The sequence below is a fragment of the Actinomyces provencensis genome (assembly GCF_900155435.1).
Lineage (GTDB): Bacteria > Actinomycetota > Actinomycetes > Actinomycetales > Actinomycetaceae > Pauljensenia > Pauljensenia provencensis.
In genome coordinates, this window is record NZ_LT700212.1 from 2,028,202 (window position 1) to 2,048,758 (window position 20,557).

Annotated in this window: 17 protein-coding genes; 6 read left to right on the forward strand and 11 right to left on the reverse strand. The window is 70.5% G+C overall.

The window, feature by feature from the left end; all coding sequences use genetic code 11:
* Nucleotides 1-1,542, reverse strand: a 1,542-nt coding sequence (locus tag BQ9890_RS16300) for a serine/threonine-protein kinase (protein WP_075890956.1), incomplete at its 3' end; no start/stop codon positions are given.
* A 224-nt stretch (nucleotides 1,543-1,766) separates the two neighbouring features.
* On the opposite strand from BQ9890_RS16300, the gene BQ9890_RS08985 reads away from it, so the two are divergent.
* From BQ9890_RS08985 to BQ9890_RS08995, 3 genes are all read left to right on the forward strand, one after another.
* Nucleotides 1,767-2,897, forward strand: coding sequence for an ABC transporter ATP-binding protein (locus BQ9890_RS08985; protein WP_075890958.1), 1,131 nt, complete (start codon nucleotides 1,767-1,769; stop codon nucleotides 2,895-2,897).
* Between the two features lie 326 nt (nucleotides 2,898-3,223).
* The gene (locus BQ9890_RS08990) at nucleotides 3,224-4,573 is read left to right on the forward strand and encodes a DUF4032 domain-containing protein (protein WP_078062570.1); all 1,350 of its coding nucleotides are present in this window, start codon (nucleotides 3,224-3,226) and stop codon (nucleotides 4,571-4,573) included.
* A gap of 32 nt (nucleotides 4,574-4,605) precedes the next feature.
* Nucleotides 4,606-5,358 carry a glycerophosphodiester phosphodiesterase family protein gene (locus BQ9890_RS08995; RefSeq protein WP_075890960.1) on the forward strand — a complete coding sequence of 251 codons (753 nt, stop codon included), beginning with the start codon at nucleotides 4,606-4,608 and terminating at the stop codon, nucleotides 5,356-5,358.
* Between the two features lie 147 nt (nucleotides 5,359-5,505).
* Here BQ9890_RS08995 and BQ9890_RS09000 read toward each other — a convergent pair whose 3' ends face one another.
* The 3 genes from BQ9890_RS09000 to BQ9890_RS09010 form a co-directional block, all read right to left on the reverse strand.
* Entirely contained in the window at nucleotides 5,506-6,696 is a 1,191-nt protein-coding gene (locus BQ9890_RS09000) for a hypothetical protein (protein WP_075890962.1), read from the reverse strand.
* A gap of 379 nt (nucleotides 6,697-7,075) precedes the next feature.
* Complete coding sequence (gene fbaA, locus BQ9890_RS09005) at nucleotides 7,076-8,101, reverse strand: class II fructose-bisphosphate aldolase (RefSeq protein ID WP_075890964.1); 1,026 nt, start codon at nucleotides 8,099-8,101, stop codon at nucleotides 7,076-7,078.
* Between the two features lie 86 nt (nucleotides 8,102-8,187).
* Nucleotides 8,188-8,808 (reverse strand): TrmH family RNA methyltransferase, encoded by a 621-nt coding sequence (locus tag BQ9890_RS09010; RefSeq protein WP_075892960.1) that lies wholly within the window; start codon nucleotides 8,806-8,808, stop codon nucleotides 8,188-8,190.
* A gap of 307 nt (nucleotides 8,809-9,115) precedes the next feature.
* Here BQ9890_RS09010 and BQ9890_RS09015 point away from each other — a divergent pair, with 307 nt between their 5' ends.
* Nucleotides 9,116-9,940: an HAD-IIA family hydrolase gene (locus BQ9890_RS09015; protein ID WP_075890966.1), complete on the forward strand. Its 825-nt coding sequence runs from the start codon at nucleotides 9,116-9,118 to the stop codon at nucleotides 9,938-9,940.
* Nucleotides 9,941-10,191: 251 nt separating this feature from the next.
* Here the strand turns inward: BQ9890_RS09015 and BQ9890_RS09020 are convergent, their stop codons facing one another.
* The 3 genes from BQ9890_RS09020 to BQ9890_RS09030 all read right to left on the reverse strand — a co-directional run bounded on the left by BQ9890_RS09020 (nucleotide 10,192) and on the right by BQ9890_RS09030 (nucleotide 13,089).
* Entirely contained in the window at nucleotides 10,192-11,220 is a 1,029-nt protein-coding gene (locus BQ9890_RS09020; protein WP_075890968.1) for a DUF559 domain-containing protein, read from the reverse strand.
* Nucleotides 11,221-11,523: 303 nt separating this feature from the next.
* On the reverse strand, nucleotides 11,524-12,090 hold the full coding sequence (gene pyrE, locus BQ9890_RS09025; protein WP_075890970.1) for an orotate phosphoribosyltransferase: 567 nt from the start codon (nucleotides 12,088-12,090) through the stop codon (nucleotides 11,524-11,526).
* 204 nt (nucleotides 12,091-12,294) lie between these two features.
* Nucleotides 12,295-13,089, reverse strand: coding sequence for an SDR family NAD(P)-dependent oxidoreductase (locus BQ9890_RS09030; RefSeq protein WP_075892962.1), 795 nt, complete (start codon nucleotides 13,087-13,089; stop codon nucleotides 12,295-12,297).
* A 239-nt stretch (nucleotides 13,090-13,328) separates the two neighbouring features.
* Between BQ9890_RS09030 and BQ9890_RS09035 the strand changes: the two genes are divergently transcribed.
* Entirely contained in the window at nucleotides 13,329-14,141 is an 813-nt protein-coding gene (locus BQ9890_RS09035) for an exodeoxyribonuclease III (protein WP_075890972.1), read from the forward strand.
* 175 nt (nucleotides 14,142-14,316) lie between these two features.
* On the opposite strand, the gene BQ9890_RS09040 is transcribed toward BQ9890_RS09035, so the two are convergent.
* The 4 genes from BQ9890_RS09040 to clpB all read right to left on the reverse strand — a co-directional run bounded on the left by BQ9890_RS09040 (nucleotide 14,317) and on the right by clpB (nucleotide 19,660).
* Complete coding sequence (locus tag BQ9890_RS09040; protein ID WP_075890974.1) at nucleotides 14,317-15,213, reverse strand: serine hydrolase domain-containing protein; 897 nt, start codon at nucleotides 15,211-15,213, stop codon at nucleotides 14,317-14,319.
* A gap of 10 nt (nucleotides 15,214-15,223) precedes the next feature.
* Nucleotides 15,224-15,964 carry a TetR/AcrR family transcriptional regulator gene (locus BQ9890_RS09045; protein WP_075890976.1) on the reverse strand — a complete coding sequence of 247 codons (741 nt, stop codon included), beginning with the start codon at nucleotides 15,962-15,964 and terminating at the stop codon, nucleotides 15,224-15,226.
* Between the two features lie 150 nt (nucleotides 15,965-16,114).
* Nucleotides 16,115-16,654, reverse strand: coding sequence for an RBBP9/YdeN family alpha/beta hydrolase (locus BQ9890_RS09050; RefSeq protein ID WP_075890978.1), 540 nt, complete (start codon nucleotides 16,652-16,654; stop codon nucleotides 16,115-16,117).
* Between the two features lie 354 nt (nucleotides 16,655-17,008).
* On the reverse strand, nucleotides 17,009-19,660 hold the full coding sequence (gene clpB / locus BQ9890_RS09055) for an ATP-dependent chaperone ClpB (RefSeq protein ID WP_075890980.1): 2,652 nt from the start codon (nucleotides 19,658-19,660) through the stop codon (nucleotides 17,009-17,011).
* Between the two features lie 287 nt (nucleotides 19,661-19,947).
* Between clpB and BQ9890_RS09060 the strand changes: the two genes are divergently transcribed.
* Entirely contained in the window at nucleotides 19,948-20,490 is a 543-nt protein-coding gene (locus BQ9890_RS09060) for a TetR/AcrR family transcriptional regulator (RefSeq protein WP_075890982.1), read from the forward strand.
* Nucleotides 20,491-20,557 lie beyond the last annotated feature (67 nt).

A 20,557-nucleotide genomic window follows, 5' to 3' on the forward strand; every position in this document is an offset into this window, starting at 1 on the left:
CCCCGAGGGATCGCCGGGGGTCCCCGGAACCCACCCGGCGGGCGATGTCCGGGTCGAGCCCCCGGGCGGGGGGACACTTCCCGACAGGGGAGCGCTCCGACGGGGCTCCACCCCCCGGTCCGCGCCGGGCTGTGCGGCGGGGAGCACCTGCGTCCCACCGGTCCCGTTCCAGGTCGACGAGGGCGGGGCCGTGGCGCCGGTCCCCTGGTCGAGTGGCATCTGCGCCGTGGGCGCGACCCACTCGGAGGAGTGCCCGGAGGCATGAGGTGACTGGGACAGCGAAGTGGTGGGAGCCCCGCCCTCGTCGCCGCCCAGGACCTCGGTGGCAGCGGAGGGGAGCTGCGCGGTCGCACCGTCGTCACCCCCTCCTCCTGCGTCCCCACCCGGACGACGGCGGTCGAGGTCATGGTCACTCCCCCGGTGGCTGCCGCCCGCGTCCTCGCCGCGACCGGGGGCGTCCGGACCGGGGGCGTCCGGACCAGCGGTGTCGCGCCCCGTGCCCCGAAGGCCACCATCGGGAGTGACCGCCGCACCGGCAACACCCCCGGTGCCCAGACTTGCCGGGACACCCCCCGCGCCCGCGACACCCGACCCAGCGCCGACCCCCGCAGCCCCCGGGGGCCCGAGGAGTTCGGTGCGGGGCACACGTGTCTCCCCATCACTCCCGTCGACCACCCCTGCCGCCGCCCCCTCGACCGCAGATGCCCCTGCCTGTGCCGGCGCGTCCGGACCGAGCACGGGGCCCGTCCAGGCGGAGGGCCGCGAGAGGTGCTCGACGACGGCTCCCGGATCCGGACGGGAGGAGGGATCGACAGCCAGCGCTGCGCACAGCTGGCGGGCGACCGCGACCGGGAGGCCACCCGTGTCGGGCCGTCCCTCCAGGACACGCAGCATCACGGCCTGGGAGTTCCCCGCGCCGAAGGGCGGGCGGCCGGTCGCTGCTTCCAGCAGGGTCGCCGCCCAGGACCACCAGTCCGTCCCGGCGGAGGCGGGTCCCCCCCGGAGCAGTTCGGGGGCCGTGAAGCCCGCAGTTCCGGAGACCAGGCCCGTGTGCGTGAGGCGGTCGTCGTCCTGGACCATGGCGATCCCGAAGTCGATGAGCACGGGGCCCATCGGGTTGAGGATCACATTGGAGGGCTTGACGTCGCGGTGGACGATGCGGGCCGCGTGGACGGCGGTGAGGGTGTGGCGCAGGGAGGAGGCGAGAGCCGCGACCTCCCGTGGTGCGAGGGCCCCGGAACGCAGGCGCAGGGCCAGGGTGGGGCCCTCCACGAACTCCGTGACGACGAAGGGCTGGGAGTCGTCGACCTCGACGTCGAGGACGCGGGCGACGCCGGTGCACCGCACCTGGTTGACCGTCGTCGCCTCACGAGCCAGACGGCGCCTCGCCTCCTCCGTGGAGGCCAGCGCGGGGTGGAGCAATTTGAGGGCCACCCGTTCCCCGGCGCCGTCCTCGGCCAGCCAGACGGTACCCGCACCCCCGGCACCCAGTCGGCGCAGGAGGCGGTACCCTCCCAGCCACTGCTCCCGGTGCTCGTCCACCTGTCCAGCGTATCGGCACCCATGTCTCCCGCCCGGCGTGACGCCGGGGCGGCCGGGAGATCGGAGGAACGGTGCCCGTCCCGTGCTCCGGCCCCCCGGGACGTGGTATTTTGGGATCGGTCACGTCCCTGCGCCAGCAGGAGCCGGGTCCGACGTCAGCGCAGACGCTGGCGCCTCGTCTCTACTCGGATCGTTCGGCACGTACCTGCCGGTGGAGGAGAATCATGGCAACCGTCACCTTCGACAAGGCAACCCGGATCTACCCGGGTTCCGACAAGCCCGCAGTCGACGCCCTCGACCTGGAGATCGCCGACGGCGAGTTCCTCGTCCTCGTCGGTCCCTCCGGCTGCGGCAAGTCCACCTCGCTGCGCATGCTGGCCGGCCTGGAGGACGTCAACTCCGGCCGCATCTTCATCGGTGACCGCGACGTCACCGACGTCCAGCCGAAGAACCGCGACATCGCGATGGTCTTCCAGAACTACGCGCTCTACCCGCACATGACGGTGCGGGACAACATGGGCTTCGCCCTGAAGATCGCCGGCACGCCGAAGGACGAGATCCGCAAGCGCGTCGACGAGGCTGCCAAGATCCTCGACCTCGAGCCCTACCTCGAGCGCAAGCCGAAGGCACTCTCCGGCGGCCAGCGCCAGCGTGTCGCCATGGGTCGCGCGATCGTCCGCAAGCCTCAGGTCTTCCTCATGGACGAGCCCCTCTCCAACCTGGATGCGAAGCTGCGAGTGCAGACGCGTACCCAGATCGCCTCCCTGCAGCGCGAGCTCGGCGTCACCACCGTGTACGTCACCCACGACCAGACCGAGGCCCTGACCATGGGCGACCGCATCGCGGTGCTCAGTGACGGCATCCTCCAGCAGGTCGGCACACCCGCAGAGATGTACGACACTCCGGCCAACTCCTTCGTCGCCGGCTTCATCGGCTCCCCCGCCATGAACCTGGGCAAGTTCAAGGTCGACGGTGACTTCGCGACCCTGGACACCGCCAAGGTGAGGCTCACCCCCGCCACCGTGGCCGCCCTGACCCCCGCCGACAACGGCGAGATCATCATCGGCTTCCGTCCCGAGGGACTGGAACTGGTGGGACCCGATGTCGTGGACACCATCCCGATCGAGGTCGACTTCGTGGAGGAGCTCGGCTCCGATGCCTACATCTACGGCCACCTGGCCGGTGCGGGCAGCGGTCACGGCCTGGGTTCCGGCAACGAGGGCAAGGCCGAGCAGCTGATCGTCCGCGTGCCCCCGCGCACCGCGCCCGAGCGCGGCAACGTGGTCCACGCGCGCATCATCCCCGGCCAGCAGCACGCGTTCTCCGCCGCCACCGGCGTGCGCCTGCCTGCCTGAGCCACAGCTCGACACGTCGCCCCGCCCCCTCCCCGGGGGGCGGGGCGACGTCGTGCGGGAGGACAGCGACAGGGGGCCACGTGCCCCCCGGGTGGGGCGGGAGTGGCGGACGGGCGGTCGGACAGGGCCCACACGGCCCCCGGGGTGGGGGGCTGCCGGTCCGGCGGTCGGAGAGGGCCCACCACCGGGAGCAACGTCAGCTCCGGGAGACCCGCACCTGACGTCCGGAGCATCCCCGGGCGCACCGGACCCGCGCACACCGGAGCCGTGCCGCACTGTCTCCCGGGCCGTGTCCCCGTCCCCGCCGGAGTGCGACAATGGTGACCATGCCCCACTCGCTGGAGATCACGGCCGCGACGATCGACCCGGCCCTGCTCGACCTCCCCTGGGAGGTACCCCTGGAGGACTGGCCCTCTGACATCCTCGCGGCACTTCCCCGTGGGCTCTCGCGCCACATCGTGCGCTTCGTCAACCTGTCGGGACGAGTCATCGCCGTCAAGGAGATCGGGGAGAGGGTCGCCCACCACGAGTACGAGATGCTGCGCGACCTCTCACGCATCGACGCGCCCTCCGTCCTGCCCACAGCGGTCGTCACGGGCCGGCGTGACAGCGCAGGTGAGGAACTCAACGCCGTCCTGGTCACCGAACACCTGCAGTTCTCCCTCCCCTACCGGGCCCTCTTCAGCCAGTACATGACCCCGGACACCGCCACGCGCCTCATCGACGCCCTGGCCGTGCTCCTGGTGCGTCTGCACCTGCTCGGCTTCTACTGGGGCGACGTCTCGCTCTCCAACACCCTCTTCCGTCGCGATGCCGGGGCCTTCTCCGCCTACCTGGTGGACGCGGAGACGGGTGAGCTCCACCCCTCCCTGACCACCGGCCAGCGCGACTACGACGTGGACCTGGCACGGACGAACATCATCGGTGAGCTCATGGACCTCCAGGCCGGGTCCTACTTCCCCGAGGACGAGGACCCCATCGAGGTGGGGGACCGCATCCGTTCCCGCTACGAGGAACTCTGGCGCGAGCTCACGGCTCCGGAGTCCATCGAGACCGGTCAGCGATGGAGGGTCGCGGAGCGCATCGACCGGCTCAACGAGCTCGGTTTCAGCGTCGGTGAACTGCAGATGGTCTCCGACCTGGACGGCACCCACCTGACGATCCGGCCCAAGGTCGTGGACTCGGGACACTTCCACCGGCAGATGATGCGCCTCACCGGGATGGACGTGGGCGAGATGCAGGCCCAGCGCATGCTCAACGACCTCGAGACCTACAGGGCCATGACCGGCCGTCAGGGACAGCCCATCGAGATCGTGGCCCACGAGTGGATGCGGGACGTGTTCGAGCCGATCATCAACGGGGTCCCCCCCGAGCTGCGCGCGAAACTGGAACCCGCCCAGATCTTCCACGAGGTGCTCGAACACCGGTGGTTCCTCGCTCAGCGGGCCGGGCACGACATCCCCCTGGACCAGGTCATCGACTCCTACGTCCACTCGATCCTGCCGACCAAGCGCGACGAGGCCATCCTTCTGGACCCGGGACCCCAGGACACCGCCGAGATGCCCGCCGCCATCCCCGAGGAACCCGAGGACCCGGAGGACTCCACCGGTCCCGCCCTCGTCGATGACGACCCCGCCACCGCGCGCCCGGGGGACGCACTCCCCGCGGACGCCTGACCATTCCCACCACCCCTCCCCGAAAGGACACCATGTCCGACTTCCCACGGATCCTCGCCCACAGGGGCGCCTCGTCACTGGCGCCGGAGAACACGATGGCCGCCTTCGTCAAGGCCATGGAGGTCGGCGCCCACTGGATCGAGTTCGACGTCGACATCATGGGCGACGGCACCCTGCTGGTCATGCACGACCACACCCTGGACCGGACCACCACCGGCCGGGGCGGTTACTACGACAAGGGTTTCTCCGACCTGCGACGCCTGGATGCCGGTGGGTGGTTCTCCGACGTCTACCGCTTCGAACCCGTGCCCGAGGCCGCGGACGTCATCGAGTTCCTCAATGCCTCAGGCCTCCACGGCAACCTGGAGATCAAGCCGTGCCTGGGCGGGGAGGTCCTGCGCGAGCGGGTCATCGAGACCCTGGTGCACACCATTGACGTCCTGGAGGACCGGGAGAACTTCCTCGTGTCCAGTTTCGACCACGACCTGCTGGCCCGTTTCCACGCCGCCCGTCCCGAGATCGACCTGGGGTGGCTCTTCGAGAGGGATGATGCGTCGCGCGAGGACTGGCGCACGGGTGCCGCGGAGCTCGGGTGCCGCGCCATCAACCCCGGCGACACGGGCCTCACGGAGGCTGAGGTCGCCGAGATGCTGGAGGCCGGGTTCGAGGTCAACGTCTGGACCGTGGACGACCTGGAGCGTGCGCGCGAACTCGCGCGGTGGGGCGTGACGGGGATCTTCACCAACCGTCCCCAGGACTTCCCGGAGTCTGCCCTGGCGCAGTGAGCGCGGTCCCCGGGCGGCGGGCGGCGGGCGGCGACGCGAGGATGGGGCAGCGGGCCCCGGGGCTGGGGGCGAGACCGGGCGTGGCAGCGGGCCCCGGGACGGGCAACAAGCCCCGGGACCAGCGCCGAGCCCCGGGGCCGGCAGGTGTCAGGCCTGCTCGCCGTTCCTGCGTGAGTCGCGCATGCCCAGGTACTTCGCCAGGGAGACCTCGGCGACGGAGTCGATGATCATCAACGATCCGAGCACTCCCCCGACCTTGGTCCAGCCACTGCGCGGCTTCCCGGCCCGGATCGCGAGGGCCAGCAGGACGGCGCCAGCTGCGGCCTCCACGCTCGCACCGATGCGCACCACCCACGGGCGCTCCACGGCGGTCGTGTGATAGGCGTCCCAGATGGGGAACGTCGGGGAGTCGGGCTCCTTGAGCATGATGTCGACGCTGCGGCCGATGGCATTCGAGATGCCCCGGGCCAGGTGCATCTCCGCACCGTCCACGTCCGCCAGCTGGGTGTCACCCGTGAGGAATCCGGCGACGCCCTCGTCCAGGCCGAGGGCACCCACGGCAGCGCGCACGGCGTCGGCGCCCTGCAGTCGCGCGGCGGCGACGAAGGCCTCCGCATCGGCGCCGGGCACGTGGGACGCAATGGCGACCAGGTCGTCGCGGTCCCCCACCAGACCCGCCACGTCCGCGGGAAGCGTGGACACATCAGCACGGGAGCCGGGGACCAGCCGGGTGAGCATGCCCCAGTTGTGGGAGACGACGTTCTCGGGGTCGTCGTCCGTGACGAGGAATGCCTGGAACTCTCCTTCCGCCACCGACAGCGACACCAGGGGGACGTCGCCGAAGTTCCATCCCGTGCGTTCCGGGGGCAGCTCCGCAAGCAGGATGCGCTGGCCGTCGGGCAGCTCCTCATCCGCGATGTCGACACCCTCCAGAGCCGCGAGCAGCGGGACCGAGGAGGCCGGAGTACGGCCGATCTCCACCACGCGTGAGGTGACCGCAGAGTCCTCCGCCGGGGCATCCGCCAGGGGCGACTCGCCTTCGGGGAGGTGGTCAGCGGCACAGGAGCCCAGACGCACCTCTGCGTCGAAGAGCACGGCCAGTTCCTCGGTCAGCTCCTGGAGGTCAGGGCCGGGGTGGGGTGTGTCGGCATCCGCGTCGATGACGGCCACCGCCCCGTCCTGCACCGTCACGACGATCCCCAGGAGCTGCGGGGATCTCTCGAACCACTCCAGCTGAGCCAGAATCCCCCGGGAGGCCAACTCGTCGGCCACCTCCTGCGGGTCGAGCGCCCGGGCGATGATCATGCCCTCGACGCGTACCCATCCGTGTCCCGTCATCGTGGTCCCCTTCGTAGCCGTCGTGGTCCCATCATCTCATCACGCAATCGTGTGTGGTGTCCTCACGTGGCCCGAATGCGCAGTCCACGGAGTCGGGACTGGGACACGGACCAGGCAGCGGATGCGGCGGCAGGGGTCGCGTGCGCGGTGGGAGCGGGTCGCGCAGACGGAGTGGGAGGTGCGGCGGCGGTCTCGTGCGCGGTGGGAGCGCGGCTCAGGGCGGGAGCCGCCACGACGGGCACCCAGGGCCGGGACTGGTCCGGAGTCACGCAGCACGTCCCGCCAGCACAGACGGGTGGGGGTCCGTCACGGCGTTCCGTGACGGGCCCCCACCCGGCGCAGCTGACACTCGGTCAGCCACAGCTGTTGTCGACCAGGTTCAGGCCATCTTGGTGCCGACGGAGCCGAGGCGCTCGGCGGCCTCGACCACGCGGGCGGCCATGCCTGCCTCAGCGGCCTTGCCCCAGGCGCGCGGGTCGTAGGTCTTCTTGTTGCCGACCTCGCCGTCGATCTTGAGGACGCCGTCGTAGTTCTTGTACATCCAGTCGGCGACCGGACGCGTGAAGGCGTACTGGGTGTCGGTGTCGACGTTCATCTTGATGACGCCGTTGGCGACGGCGGTGGCGATCTCCTGGTCGGTGGAGCCGGAGCCACCGTGCATGACCAGGTCGAAGGGGCGGTGGTCCAGCTTGTAGTGCGCCTGCACCTCGTCCTGGATCGTGCCGAGGATCTCGGGGCGCAGCTTCACGTGGCCGGGCTTGTAGGCGCCGTGCACGTTGCCGAAGGTCAGGGCCGTGATGTAGCGGCCCTTCTCGCCCAGGCCGAGGGCCTCGACCGTCTTGATGGCGTCGGCCGTGGAGGTGTAGAGCTTCTCGTTGATCTCGCCGACGACGCCGTCCTCCTCACCGCCGACCGCACCGATCTCGACCTCGAGGATGGTGTGGGACGCGACTGCCAGGGCCAGCAGGCGCTTCGCGATCTCCAGGTTCTCCTCCAGCGGGAGGGCGGAGCCGTCCCACATGTGGGACTGGAACCAGGGCAGACGACCCGCCTTGACCTCCTCGACCTCCATCTCCATGAGCTTCTCGGTCCAGGAGTCCAGGTTCTGCTTGGCGCAGTGGTCGGTGTGGAGGGCCACGGTCACCGGGTAGTTCTTGGCGACCTCGCGGGCGTAGGCGGCCATCGCGAGGGATCCGGCGATACGGTCCTTGACCGTGGAGCCCGACCAGTACTCGGCACCGCCGACGGACACCTGGATGATGCCGTCCGACTCGGCGTCGGCGAAACCGCGCAGGGCGGCGCTCAGGGTCTGCGACGAGGTGACGTTGATGGCGGGGTAGGCGAACTTGCCGTCCCTCGCGCGGTCGAGCATCTCGTTGTAGACCTCAGGGGTTGCGATGGGCACAGGAGCCTCCTTGTTGACTGAGAATCTGTCAGCTCTGATTGTCCCACACCTGCGCGCCCCCGTGGAGGGGTGAAGGTCCCTTCGACTCACCGCCCTCGTGTCACCCACGCCCACATGGCGATCGCTGCCGCATGACCGACATTCATCGACCGCGTCGAGCCGTACTGCGTGATGTGGAGGACCCTGTCGCAGACCTGGAGCATGTCCGGACTCAGGCCTCCTGACTCCTCACCGAAGACCATCACCGCCTTCTCCGGCATCACGGCCTCCTCCAGGGGTTCGGACCCCGGCACGTTGTCGATGCCGACCACGCACAGCCCGCGTGCACGCGCTTCCTCCTGCAGGGCAGCTGCGTCCGGAAGGTGGTCCACCTCGAGGTAGCGGTCGGTGACCATGGCCCCGCGTCGGTTCCATCTCCGCTTTCCGACGATGTGGACACGCGTCGCACCCAGCGCATTGGCGGTGCGGACGATGGAGCCGATGTTGAAATCGTGGTTGAGGTTCTCCACGGCCACCTCGAAGCCCCGGGAACGCCGTCCCAGGTCCTCACGGATGGCGTCCATGCGCCAGTACCGGTACCGATCCTCGACATTGCGGCGGTCACCCAGCTCCAGCAACCCTGGATCCAGGCGAGGATCGTCCGGCCAGGACCCGCGCCCACCCGGCCACGGTCCGACTCCGACGGCCGGGTCGGTGACGGGGAAGATCCCGACAGCACCATGTGCGACGGCAGTGGCAGGAGGGGACACTGCGCCGTGCACGTTCCCGGCTCCCGCCGGTGCCGACGGGCCCCCGGTGGGATCCCCTCCGACCGGGACGGACCGGGCCCCGCCCTCGTCGACCGAAACGGGAGTCGCGCACGTGCACCTGTCACCCCGGACGCCACCGACGGAGCCGCCCTCGTCCAGGGGTGACACCTCGGGGATCGGGACGCGCTCGGACATGCGCACACCCTACCGGCGGAGGACGCCGGGACGGGTGCGGGGGACGGGCGCGAACGGCTAGATTGGTGGCATGACGAGCACAGCTCCCCACTCGGTCCCCCTGTCCGAGATGCCCCCGATCACCGCTTGGCTCTCCGACATGGACGGGGTGCTGGTCAGCGAGAACCGGGCACTGCCCGGCGCCCAGGAGTTCCTCGACACGCTCCAGGCGCACAAGATGCCCTTCTTGGTGCTCACGAACAACTCGATCTTCACCAACCGCGACCTCTCCGCCCGCCTCCTGCGGGCAGGACTGCAGGTGCCCGAGGAGCGCATCTGGACCTCGGCCAACGCCACCGCGGCGTTCCTCACCCAGCAGTCCCCCAACTCGACGGCGTACGTCATCGGCGAGGCCGGACTGACCACGGCCCTCCACAATGCGGGCTACGTCATGACCGACACCGACCCTGAGTTCGTGGTGCTGGGGGAGACCCGCAACTACGACTTCAATGCACTGACCCGGGCGATCCGCCTGATCGAGCACGGCGCGAAGTTCATCGCCACCAACCCCGACGTCACCGGGCCCTCGGACGAGGGCACCCTGCCGGCGACCGGGTCCGTGGCCGCGATGATCAATGCGGCGACCGGGCACTCCCCCTACTTCGTGGGCAAGCCGAACCCGGTGATGATCCGGGCCGGTCTGAACCGGCTGGGCATCCACTCCGAGGACGCCGCCATGGTCGGGGATCGCATGGACACCGACGTGCGCGCCGGTGTCGAGGCGGGTCTGCGCACCCACCTGGTGCTCTCCGGGTCCACGCGCGCCGACCAGGTCGCGAACTTCCCCTTCCGCCCCTTCGAGATCCACAACGGGATCGGGGACCTGGTGCCGTTGGTGGAGGCGTCGAAGGGCTGAGCTCCCGGACCGGGGCCCGGGAGCCGGGAGCCGGGGCCCAGCGCCCGGGCAGGGAGTGAGTTCCCGCATCGCCCGCGACGGGGCCCGGTGGCGGGCCGGACTGCCCGCCGACGGGCGATCGGGCGGTCCGGCGACCGGCCCTCGAGCATCGAAGTGCGGTCTCGATGCGATGAGGACCGCCGCAGACATGTTTCCTGCATCGAGACCACACGTCGATGCGTTCGACCGTGCGGGATGCATGCACGACACCCTCACCGGAGCAGGCGTCTGGGCCGGGGGCTCCTGTCCAGTCCCGCCCGCAGCACGACTTCCTCGACCACAATCCGTGGATCGTCCAACTCGCGGGCCTCGAACCTCACGACCACGAGGCCGAGCGACTCCAACGCCTTCTGTCGTCGGTTCTGCCGGGAGAAGGCCCCCAGGACGTCCTCGGCCGCGTGGCCGTACTTGGCCCTCCCGTCGAACTCGATGACGACCCGCGTCCCTCCGATGTGGACGTCCACGAAGTAGCTCCGTCCACGGACCTCGTACCGCACCTGGGTGCGCACATCACGGAAGCCCGCCGCCTTGAGGATCCACACCAGGAGCGCCTCCTGCACCGACTCGCAGCCGGCATCGCAGGCACGTATGACCTCGCGCGCCCTGGCACGCCCTCGCATGTCGTCCTGCGAGGCGAGCAGCTCGAGGAGCGCTGTGCGTTGGACCTCTTCACGGTGACGACTGCCCTCCTGCTCGAAGCGGTCGAAGTTGGACAGCACGCGGAGGATTCCGGACAGGACCACCACCGCCTCCCGGGGGGCGAGCATGCGCGCACACTGCACACCGACGTCCTCCAGGTCGGCGATGAGGATGCCGTCCATGACCCGCGGCCTGGCGGGCACATTCACTCCACCGTGGCGCACGAGCGTGACCTCAGGCGCGACCAGGGCGCCCCTGATCCGGATCTCCGGCATCCTCACAGGCGGGCGGCCCCACGGGCGCGACGTCCAGATGTGGACATCGACGAACTCCTCGACCGTCCGGATCCCGTGCAGGACCGCAGCCCCCAGATGCCCCACCACCGCACCGCCACCGGTGACGATCGCTCCGGCCACCGCCCGGACCGCGTTCACACGGCGGGCGCGCTCCCACCGATCGCTGACGTCGAGGAAGTCCGTCCTGACCAAGACGTACCGGAAGACGCGGACCAGTTCGCCCGCCGCCTCGCGCCGGGAAGCCTCCCTGGAGGAGCGCGAGCTCGCGACAACCAAGTTCACGACGACATGGACAGCAAGGATCACGCTGGTATTTCATCGCATGTGATGACAGTTCGGATCAGTCGACTGCGATCTGTGGACAACCTCGGACGGCCGCCAGCGCGTCAGAACGCGCGATGACTCACGATTTCAGGGGCACCCGTGTATCCACGTGTGGTCTCGATGCGTGCAATGCCCCTGGAGAGCCCATTCCTGCATCGAAACCACACCTCGATGCAGGAAGGTCCCCGAGCCAGCACTGATGCGGTCCTCCGCACGCCCCCCGGGCCCTCGCCCGGGCCTCTCGGGCGCCCACGCACCAGCGCCCGCACCCGTCAGCCCACGGCGTCACGCCAGGCCGATGTCCCCCAGGCCCAGGGCGTGCAGGTAGGGGTAGCCGGCGGCCTCGATGCGCTCCTTCGCGCCCGTGTCACGGTCGACCACCACCGCGACGGCGACGACGGTTGCTCCCGCCTCCTCCACCGCGGCAGCAGCCTCCAGGGGCGACCCGCCCGTGGTCGAGGTGTCCTCCAGGACCACCACCCGGCGGCCGGTGATGTCGGGGCCCTCGATGCGCCTGCGCATCCCGTGGTCCTTCGCGGCCTTGCGCACGACGAAGGCGTCGACGTCCAGTCCACGCGAGGCGGCCGCGTGCAGGATCGCAGTGGCCACCGGATCGGCGCCCATGGTCAGACCGCCCACGGAGTCGTAGTCGCCGGGAGCGAACCCGGACTCCTCCAGGAGGTCCAGCATGACGTGCCCGATGAGGGGTGCCGCCTCGTGGTGCAGGGTCGCTCGACGCATGTCGACGTAGAAGTCGGACTCGCGCCCGGACGCCAGGGTGACCTTCTCGTGGACCACGGCCAGGTCTCGTACGAGTTCGGCGAGGCGGGCCTTCTGGGAGTCGTTCGTCATGGTGCCAGCCTATCGGCATCGACGAGGGCGCCCCCGCCCTCGTCCGTGGCGGGGAGTACGGGCGGTGGGCGCCGGGTGCCCAGGAGGGAGGGGCGGCCGGGACCCGCAGACAGCTGCCCGTGGAGGGAAGGATCGGAGCCGGGGGTGCGCGGGGCCCGCCCGCTGGTGTCGGCCGGCACCCGGACACGCGTGCCCGGCGGCGACTCAGGTGTGGGGGAGGCGCCGGACCACGGCGCGGACCACGCAGCGGGGCGCCAGACGGGTCACCGCAGTGGTCACCTTGTACAGGGGCGTGGGCGTCACCAGTGTGCGACCGTGGCGCACCGCATCCAGGGCAGCGGAGACGACCTGCTCGGGCGTGGCCCAGGCCCACCCGGGCGTCGCGGAGACGTCCAGGCCCGCGGCCTCGTGGAAGTGCGTGTGCGTGAGTCCCGGGCTCACGACGGTGGCGGTGACCCCGCTCCCCCGCAGCTCCTCGCTCAGCCCCTCGGTGAAGGTCCGCACCCAGGCCTTGTGGGCGGAGTAGGTGCCCATCCCGGTGTCGGCGGCGACGGACCCGACGTTGAGCACGGCTCCCCGCCCGCGGGCGACCATGGAGCGTGCGGCCGCGTGGGAGAGCACCATGACTGCCCGGACCATGACGTCCAGGGCCTTCTGCTCGGAGGCGAGGTCATCGGCGAGGAAGGGACGCCCCAGGCCGAACCCGGCATTGTTGACCAGGAGGCCGATGGGCGCGGGACCACCGGCTGGCGGGAGACCTCCGGGCGAGGCGGGGCCGGGCAGGCGCTGGGCGACCCGGGCGACATCGGTGGCGTCGGACAGGTCAGCGGGCAGGACCTCCACCGCCACTCCCGCAATCTGTCGCAGGCGGGTGGCGAGCTCCTCGAGACGGTCCTTCGTGCGGGCCACGACCACCAGGTCATGACGGGCTGCGGCGAGCTGCCAGCAGAACTCCTCGCCGAGTCCGGATGTCGCGCCGGTGACCAGTGCTGTGCCCATGAGGTCATCGTAGTGAGTCCGCACGAGTGCAACCGCGACCGCAGCGGTGGGGTCCGGTCCTCGGTGCCCGCCGGGCGGGCGCCGTGCACTCGATCCCTCGGCAGGCTGCGGGAGCGCCCTCGTCAATGGTCGGGGGACGCCGGCGCACCCCGGGCGCCCACGACGGCCCCGCAATGCCACCCGAGCCGCGCGCCCATCCCCGGGCGGTGCCCCTGCGGCGCGCCCCCTAGGCTGGGCCCATGAGGATCGCCACCTGGAACGTCAACTCCATCCGCACCCGCGTCGACCGGGTCGTCGCCTTCCTGGAACGTTCGGACACCGACGTCCTGGCCATGCAGGAGATCAAGTGCCGACCCGACCAGTTCCCCACTGCCCCCTTCGAGGCCGCCGGTTACCAGGTGGCGGTGCACGGGCTCAACCAGTGGAACGGGGTGGCCGTCGCGTCCCGGCTGCCCATCTCGGACGTCCATCGGGGCTTCCCCGACCAGCCGACCTGGGGGGATCCGGGTGTGGTGGAGGCGAGGGCGCTCGGCGTGACGGTCGCGCAGCCGCCCTCGTCGACGGGTGGGAGCCCGCGCGACCTGACGGTGTGGAGCCTCTACGTGCCCAACGGGCGGGAGCTCGACAACCCCCACTACGGGTACAAGCTGGAGTGGCTGGCCACCCTGCGCCGCGACGCGAAGGGGTGGCTGGAGGAGAACCCGGCGGCCCGCATCGTCCTGGTGGGTGACTGGAATGTGGCCCCGACCGACGCCGACGTGTGGGACATGGGGTTCTTCGAGGGCAGGACGCATGTCTCCCCGCCCGAGCGCGCCGCCTTCGACGCCTTCGCCGAGGACGGCTGGGTGGAGGTCACACGCCCGCGCGTCACGAACTACACCTACTGGGACTACCAGCAGCTGCGCTTCCCCCGCAACGAGGGCATGCGCATCGACTACGTCTACGCCTCACCGGCGCTCGCGCCCGAGGTCACCGGCGCCTCCATCGACCGCAATGAGCGCAAGGGCAAGGGCGCGTCCGACCACGTGCCGGTGGTCATCGACGTCGACTGAGCACAGGGGCGCGGCTCACCAGCGGTCGGGGCGCAGGGGTGCGGCCCGGGTCCGCGCCGGTGGGGTGCTCCCGCACTGACGAGGGCGGACCTGTGCTCCACGGAGCCGGATACCCGGAGGACGAGGGCGGACCGGCGCTCCACGGAGCCGGATGCCCGGGGGACGAGGGCGGACCTCACGCCCCGAACTGAGCGGACTTCGACCCCAGAACAGAGCGGACTTCGAGGTCAGAACAGAGCGGACCTCGCCGGGGAAAGGGGCAGGGGAGGAAGCGGTCGAGGACTGCCTGGTTCAGCTCGGCCCAGTGCTCCTGGTGCCACGGGCCGAAGGGCTCCGTGCCCAGGAAGACCGCTGCGGCGTCGCGCGTCCGGTCCACCCAGAGGAAGGAGCCCGACACGCCGAAGTGCCCGAAGGTCTCCGGTGAGGCTCCCGGCGCCGTCCAGTGGGGGTGCTTGTGTCCGCGGATCTCGACACCGAGCCCCCACGGGCACGGTGTCTGTCGGCCGTACCCGGGCACCACACCCACCAGGTCGGGGAACACCGGGGAGGTCGCCTCCGCGTCCAGTTCTTCCCCCACCAGGCGCGGGTGGAGCAGTTCACCCGCGAGCGCCAGCAGGTCCTGCGCGTTGGCGACGCCGGAGTGGGCGGGCGAGCCGGGCACATCCGTGGCGTCCATGCCCAGGGGCTCCAGGAGCGTCTCCTCGATCCAGCGGGACAGGGGCGTGGCGGTGGCCGCCTCGACGCCGGTGCCCAGGACCTCGATCCCCCGGTTGGAGTAGATGCGGCGCGCGCCGGGGTGGGCGAGCACCGTGTCGGAGTCCATGGCCAGGCCCGAGGCATGGCACATGAGGTGGCGCAGCGTGGAGCCGGGGGGACCCAACGGATCCTCCAGGGAGAGCATCCCGCGCTCCACCGCCACCAGGGCCGCGCGCGTGGCCAACACCTTGGTGAGCGAGGCGAGGTCGAAACGCCGCTGCAGGTCACCCTCGTGGTGGACGACCTCCCCTCCCACCAGCACGGCGAGGGCGTGCTCGAAGGGGACGGGGTAGACGTCAGCGGCCGTCACGGGCACACACCCGAGCTCATGCGTGCATGTCCCGGTAGATCTTGAGGGAGCGGGCGAAGACGTCGGCGAGGTCCTCGGGGATGGAGGCGGCCAGGCTGAGCACCACCTCCGGGCGCAGCTCGAGGGTGCGGCTGCAGGCGGCGAGGAACCCTGCGATCGTGTGTCGTTCCGCGTCCTCGCCGGTCAGGTACCGGGCGTGCACGGCCATTCCGTACCAGTCCCGGATCAGGGCGCAGGCCATCGAGGAGGAGACGAGGTCGAAGTTCACCGTACCGGCCGCCAGCAGCCGGTCCAGCTCGGTCGTGAGGAAGGCGTGGAGGGCCTCGAAGCGGTAGGAGAAGTGGTCGTGGGCCGGGTGGGAGGGGGAAGCGGCCTCCACACCGAGGACGCAGTCCAGGGCCATGATCGTCGACGAGTCGGGGAGCTTCGCCAGACGCATCATGGCCAGTCCGAGCTCCCCGATGCTCGCCGGCCGGACGCCCTTCTCGATGATGGCGCCCGTGTCCTCGTCGATGTCGATGTTGAGCAGACCGAACTCCCGCTCGTAGCGCTGGACGACGGCCAGCAGCAGCGCCTCCTTGGAGGGGAAGTGGTAGATGACGGCCGGATGGGAGATGCCCACGCTCCGGCCGACGTCACGCAGGGAGAAACCGTGGTACCCGGAGTCCGCGATCAGCCTCATGGAGGTCTCGAGGATCGATTCGCGCGTCGCGAGGCCTGCGGAGTAGGAGCCTCGTGTCCTGCGTTCCGCGGGCATCCTCGGCCTCCTTCGCTCACCTTCACCTCACGGGTGCCACCTGCGACCCGTGTCCACCATTCTTCCACGGCCCGGGGGGAGCAGATGACCTCCTGGACGAACAGCGGACGATCCCACTGTCCGCAGCCGGTGTCCCCTCCTGGGCGGGTGTCAGACCCGGGCGCCGAGCCCGGCCGCGAAGGCCGTGAACAGGGCCCATCCGCCCGACCACTCCCCCAGGTCGGAGTCGGAGTTGATGTGTCCGAGGTTCCCGACCGAGACCCACCCCGCGCCCCAGGCCCGCGCGATGTCCGCGGAACGCCCTGTGGTGCAGAAACGGTCATCCCCACTGGCGATGACGAGGGCGGGCACGCCCAGTGCCCCACCGAGCGGACGTGCGGCGAACGAGCGTGCCGCCTGGGGGAAGGCCGGGGCGCCCGGATCCGGCACCGCCACGAGGAACACCCCCCGGACGCGCGCGGGGTGGCGCCGGGCGAAGTCGGCCGCGGCCAGGCACCCGAGGCTGTGTGCGACGAGGACGGCCGGTCCGTCCGGCACCGCCCGGTCGAGGGCTGCCGACCAGTCGGTGGGATCCGGCTCGTCCCAGGACGAGGGCGCGAAACGGACGAAGGAGGGATGTGCGTGCTCCCACGCGGTCTGCCAGTGCGCGGGTCCGGAACCTTCGTAGCCGGGAACGGTGACGACGTGCATGCTGGCCTCCAGCCCGTGGTGCAGGTGTCGGTGTCGGGCGGGCACCGGTGCGGGTGGGCACCGGACCCGGGCGACAGTCTCACACCACTGCGGATGGAGGGGTCCGCCCGGTCCGGCCAGCGGAGCAGCGTGACACAGCGCCTCCACGGAGTGACGCCTCCGGGAAGGGACGAAGCGGGTGGGTCCCTCCCGGGCACACGGCCGTGGACGGGCGGGTCGCCGGCCGAGGGGCCGGCAGGGATGAGGAGTGGGTTCCGACCCCGAGGACGGCAGTGGCCCCGCCCTCGTCAGTGACGAGGGCGGGGCCACAGGTGGTCCGGACGGATCCTCCGGACTGCCGCTCGGGCAGCCGGGTCACCAGTCCTGGTCGGTGTCCTCCTCGGAGGGGAGGTCGGCCACGGCGGCGGAGGTGACGGTGAGCCCGGAGAGGTCCTCCGACACGTCCACGCGCACCCGGTCGCCGTCCTCGACGTCACCGGAGAGCAGCAGCGTCGCCAGACGGTCACCGATCTCGCGCTGGACGGTCCGACGCAACGGACGGGCACCGTAGGCCGGGTCGTACCCGACCCTGGTCAGCCAGCCCTTGGCGGGCTCGGAGACGTCCAGGGTGATGCGGCGCGAGGCGAGCCTGCGTGCCATGTCCTCGACCTGCAGGTCCACGATGCGGGCCAGGTCGTCCTGGGACAGCGGGTCGAAGATCAGGGTCTCGTCGAGGCGGTTGAGGAACTCGGGCTTGAAGGACCGGCGCACCTCCGCCATCACCGCCTCCCGCTTCGCCTCCGCGTCCAGCGTCTGGTCCACCAGGTACTGGGACCCGAGGTTGGACGTCAGGATGAGGATCGTGTTGCGGAAGTCGACGGTACGGCCCTGGCCATCGGTCAGGCGGCCGTCGTCGAGGACCTGGAGGAGGATGTTGAAGATCTCCGGGTCCGCCTTCTCGACCTCGTCGAGCAGGACGACGCTGTAGGGACGCCGCCGCACGGCCTCGGTGAGCTGGCCACCCTCCTCGTAGCCGACGTACCCCGGGGGAGCACCGACCAGACGCGCGACCGAGTGCTTCTCGGAGTACTCCGACATGTCGATGCGGACCATGGCGTGCTCGTCGTCGAAGAGGAACTCCGCCAGGGACTTCGCCAGCTCCGTCTTGCCGACGCCGGTGGGACCCAGGAACAGGAACGAACCGGTGGGACGGTCCGGATCGGAGATGCCCGCGCGCGAGCGGCGCACGGCGTCGGCGACCGCGTGGACGGCCGACTTCTGTCCGATGAGGCGCTTGCCGATGACCTCCTCCATGTGGAGGAGCTTCTCGGTCTCACCCTGCAGCAGGCGCCCGGTGGGGATCCCCGTCCAGGCCTCGATGACCTCGGCGATCTCCTCGGCCCCGACCTTCTCGGCGATCATGGGCTCGGGGGCGTTGCCGTCGGCACTGTTCTCGTCTGCGGCGGCCTCGGCCTCCGCGATCTGACGCTCGATCGCAGGGATCTCACCGTTCTGGAGACGACCGGCCTCCTCCCAGCGGTTCTCGCGCACCGCCAGGTCCAGTTGCGTGCGCAGCTCGTCGAGTTGCACGCGCAGGTCACCGACCTTGTTGTGGCCGGCCTTCTCGGCCTCCCAGCGACTGGTGAGCGCCGTCAGCGACTCCTGCTTGTCGGCCAAGTCGCTCCTCAGGCGGGCCAGGCGGTCCTGGGTCGCCTCGTCGGTGGCGTCGGGATCGGACTCCTGGAGGTAGGACTCCTCCATGCGCAGGCGGTCCACCTGACGGCGCAGCTCGTCGATCTCGACGGGGCTGGAGTCCAACTCCATGCGCAGCCGGGAGGCGGCCTCGTCGATCAGGTCGATGGCCTTGTCGGGCAGCTGGCGCCCCGTGATGTAGCGGTCGGACAGCGTGGCTGCGGCGACCAGGGCACCGTCGGAGATCGTGACCTTGTGGTGGGCCTCGTACTTCGGCGCGATGCCACGCAGGATGGCGATGGTGTCCTCCACGGAGGGCTCACCGACGAAGACCTGCTGGAAACGACGCTCCAGGGCGGGGTCCTTCTCGATGTTCTCGCGGTACTCGTCCAGGGTGGTCGCACCCACCAGGCGCAGCTCGCCACGGGCCAGCATGGGCTTGAGCATGTTGCCCGCGTCCATGGAGCCCTCGGCCGAGCCCGCACCGACGACGGTGTGGAGCTCGTCGATGAAGGTGATGACCTGACCCTCGGAGCGCTTGATCTCGTTGAGCACGCTCTTGAGGCGTTCCTCGAAGTCGCCGCGGTACTTGGCCCCGGCCACCATCGACGTGATGTCGAGGGCGATGAGCGACTTGTCGCGGAGGGACTCCGGCACGTCGCCGGCGACGATGCGCTGGGCGAGGCCCTCGACCACTGCGGTCTTGCCGACGCCGGGCTCACCGATCAGCACGGGGTTGTTCTTGGTGCGCCGGGACAGGACCTGGATGACACGGCGGATCTCGGTGTCCCGGCCGATGACGGGGTCGAGCTTGCCCTCCCGCGCCACCTCGGTGAGGTCACGGCCGTACTTCTTGAGTGCCTCGAAGGAACCCTCCGGGTCGGCCGAGGTGACCGGCTCGGGACGCAGCTCCTTCAGGGCCGCGACCAGCTTGTCGGGCGTCGCGCCGGCCTCGGTGAGGATGTGGCCCGCCTCGGTGTCGGAGTCCGCCAGTGCGATGAGCAGGTGCTCCGTGGAGACGAACGTGTCCCCGCCCTCGTCGGCGCGCCTCCCCGCCTCGTTGAGGACGTTCATGAGGGAGCGGGACGACTGTGGCTGGGCCACGGACGATCCCGAGCTGGAGGGCAGGGAGACCAGCACGTTGCGCACGCGGGTCCCCACGACCTTCCGGTCGGCACCGACCGCTGCCAGCAGTGACAGTGCGATGCCCTCCTCCTGCTCGAGGAGTGCCCCGAGCAGGTGTGCGGGTTCCACCTGGGGATTGCCCGCGGCCCCAGCTGCCTGGACGGCGGAGCTGATGGCCTCCTGCGACTTGGTCGTGAATTGATGGTTCACGTCTACCTCCTGATGTGGCGCCGCGTCGCGCCGGTCCCCGGCAGGGACCTGTGTGCGGGCGCTGTGACATGTGCATTGACCGGGTGTGCAGGGGGTGTTCCCCACTCGTCCCGGTGTCTGCAGATCTCAACGTTCACAACCTTGAGTGTATTCCACTCAAGTTTGCCTGTCTCCCCCGTGTGCCCCGGAACCCACACATCGGGTGCGACGACGGGAGGGGCGAGCACCCGCCACGAGGACGCCCCGAACCCGGCCGTGACCGCACCCTCCGCCCGTAGCATGTCGACATGACCCGCTCCGATGCCGCACGCAATCGGCAGACACTCCTCGATGCGGCCGAAGCCGTGTTCACCGAGCACGGACCCGACGCACCACTGGCGCTGGTCACTGCCCGTTCCGGCCTGGGGCGTGGCACGCTCTACCGGCACTTCCCCAGCAGGATCTCCCTGATCTCGGCCATCTACGGTGCTCGGCTCGACCGGTACCTGGCCCACACACGCACCCACGCGGGGGACCCGGGAGTCCTCCTGGACGTCATCGAGATGATGGCCTGGGACCAGCACACCATCCCCGGGATGTTCCGCATCATCCACGCCAATGCCCAGGCCTCCGAGCAGGCTGCGCAGCTGTGGGAGCGCACCGAGTCGGTCTTCGCCGAACCCCTCGAGATCTCCCGACGGGCCGGGGTGGTGCGCGCGGATCTCAGTGTCAACGACATCCTCCTGGTCCTGGCGATGCTCTACGGCGTCGCCCAGTCCCCCTCGGTGGAGAAGTTCGGGCGCCCCGCCATGGAGCGCACCCTCGCCCACGTCGGGCGCATGCTCACCTGAGGCCCACCGGTACCCGGTCAGGCGGGCCGGGGCCGTGTGCCTGCCGGTGGCGGAGCACGCGGACGTC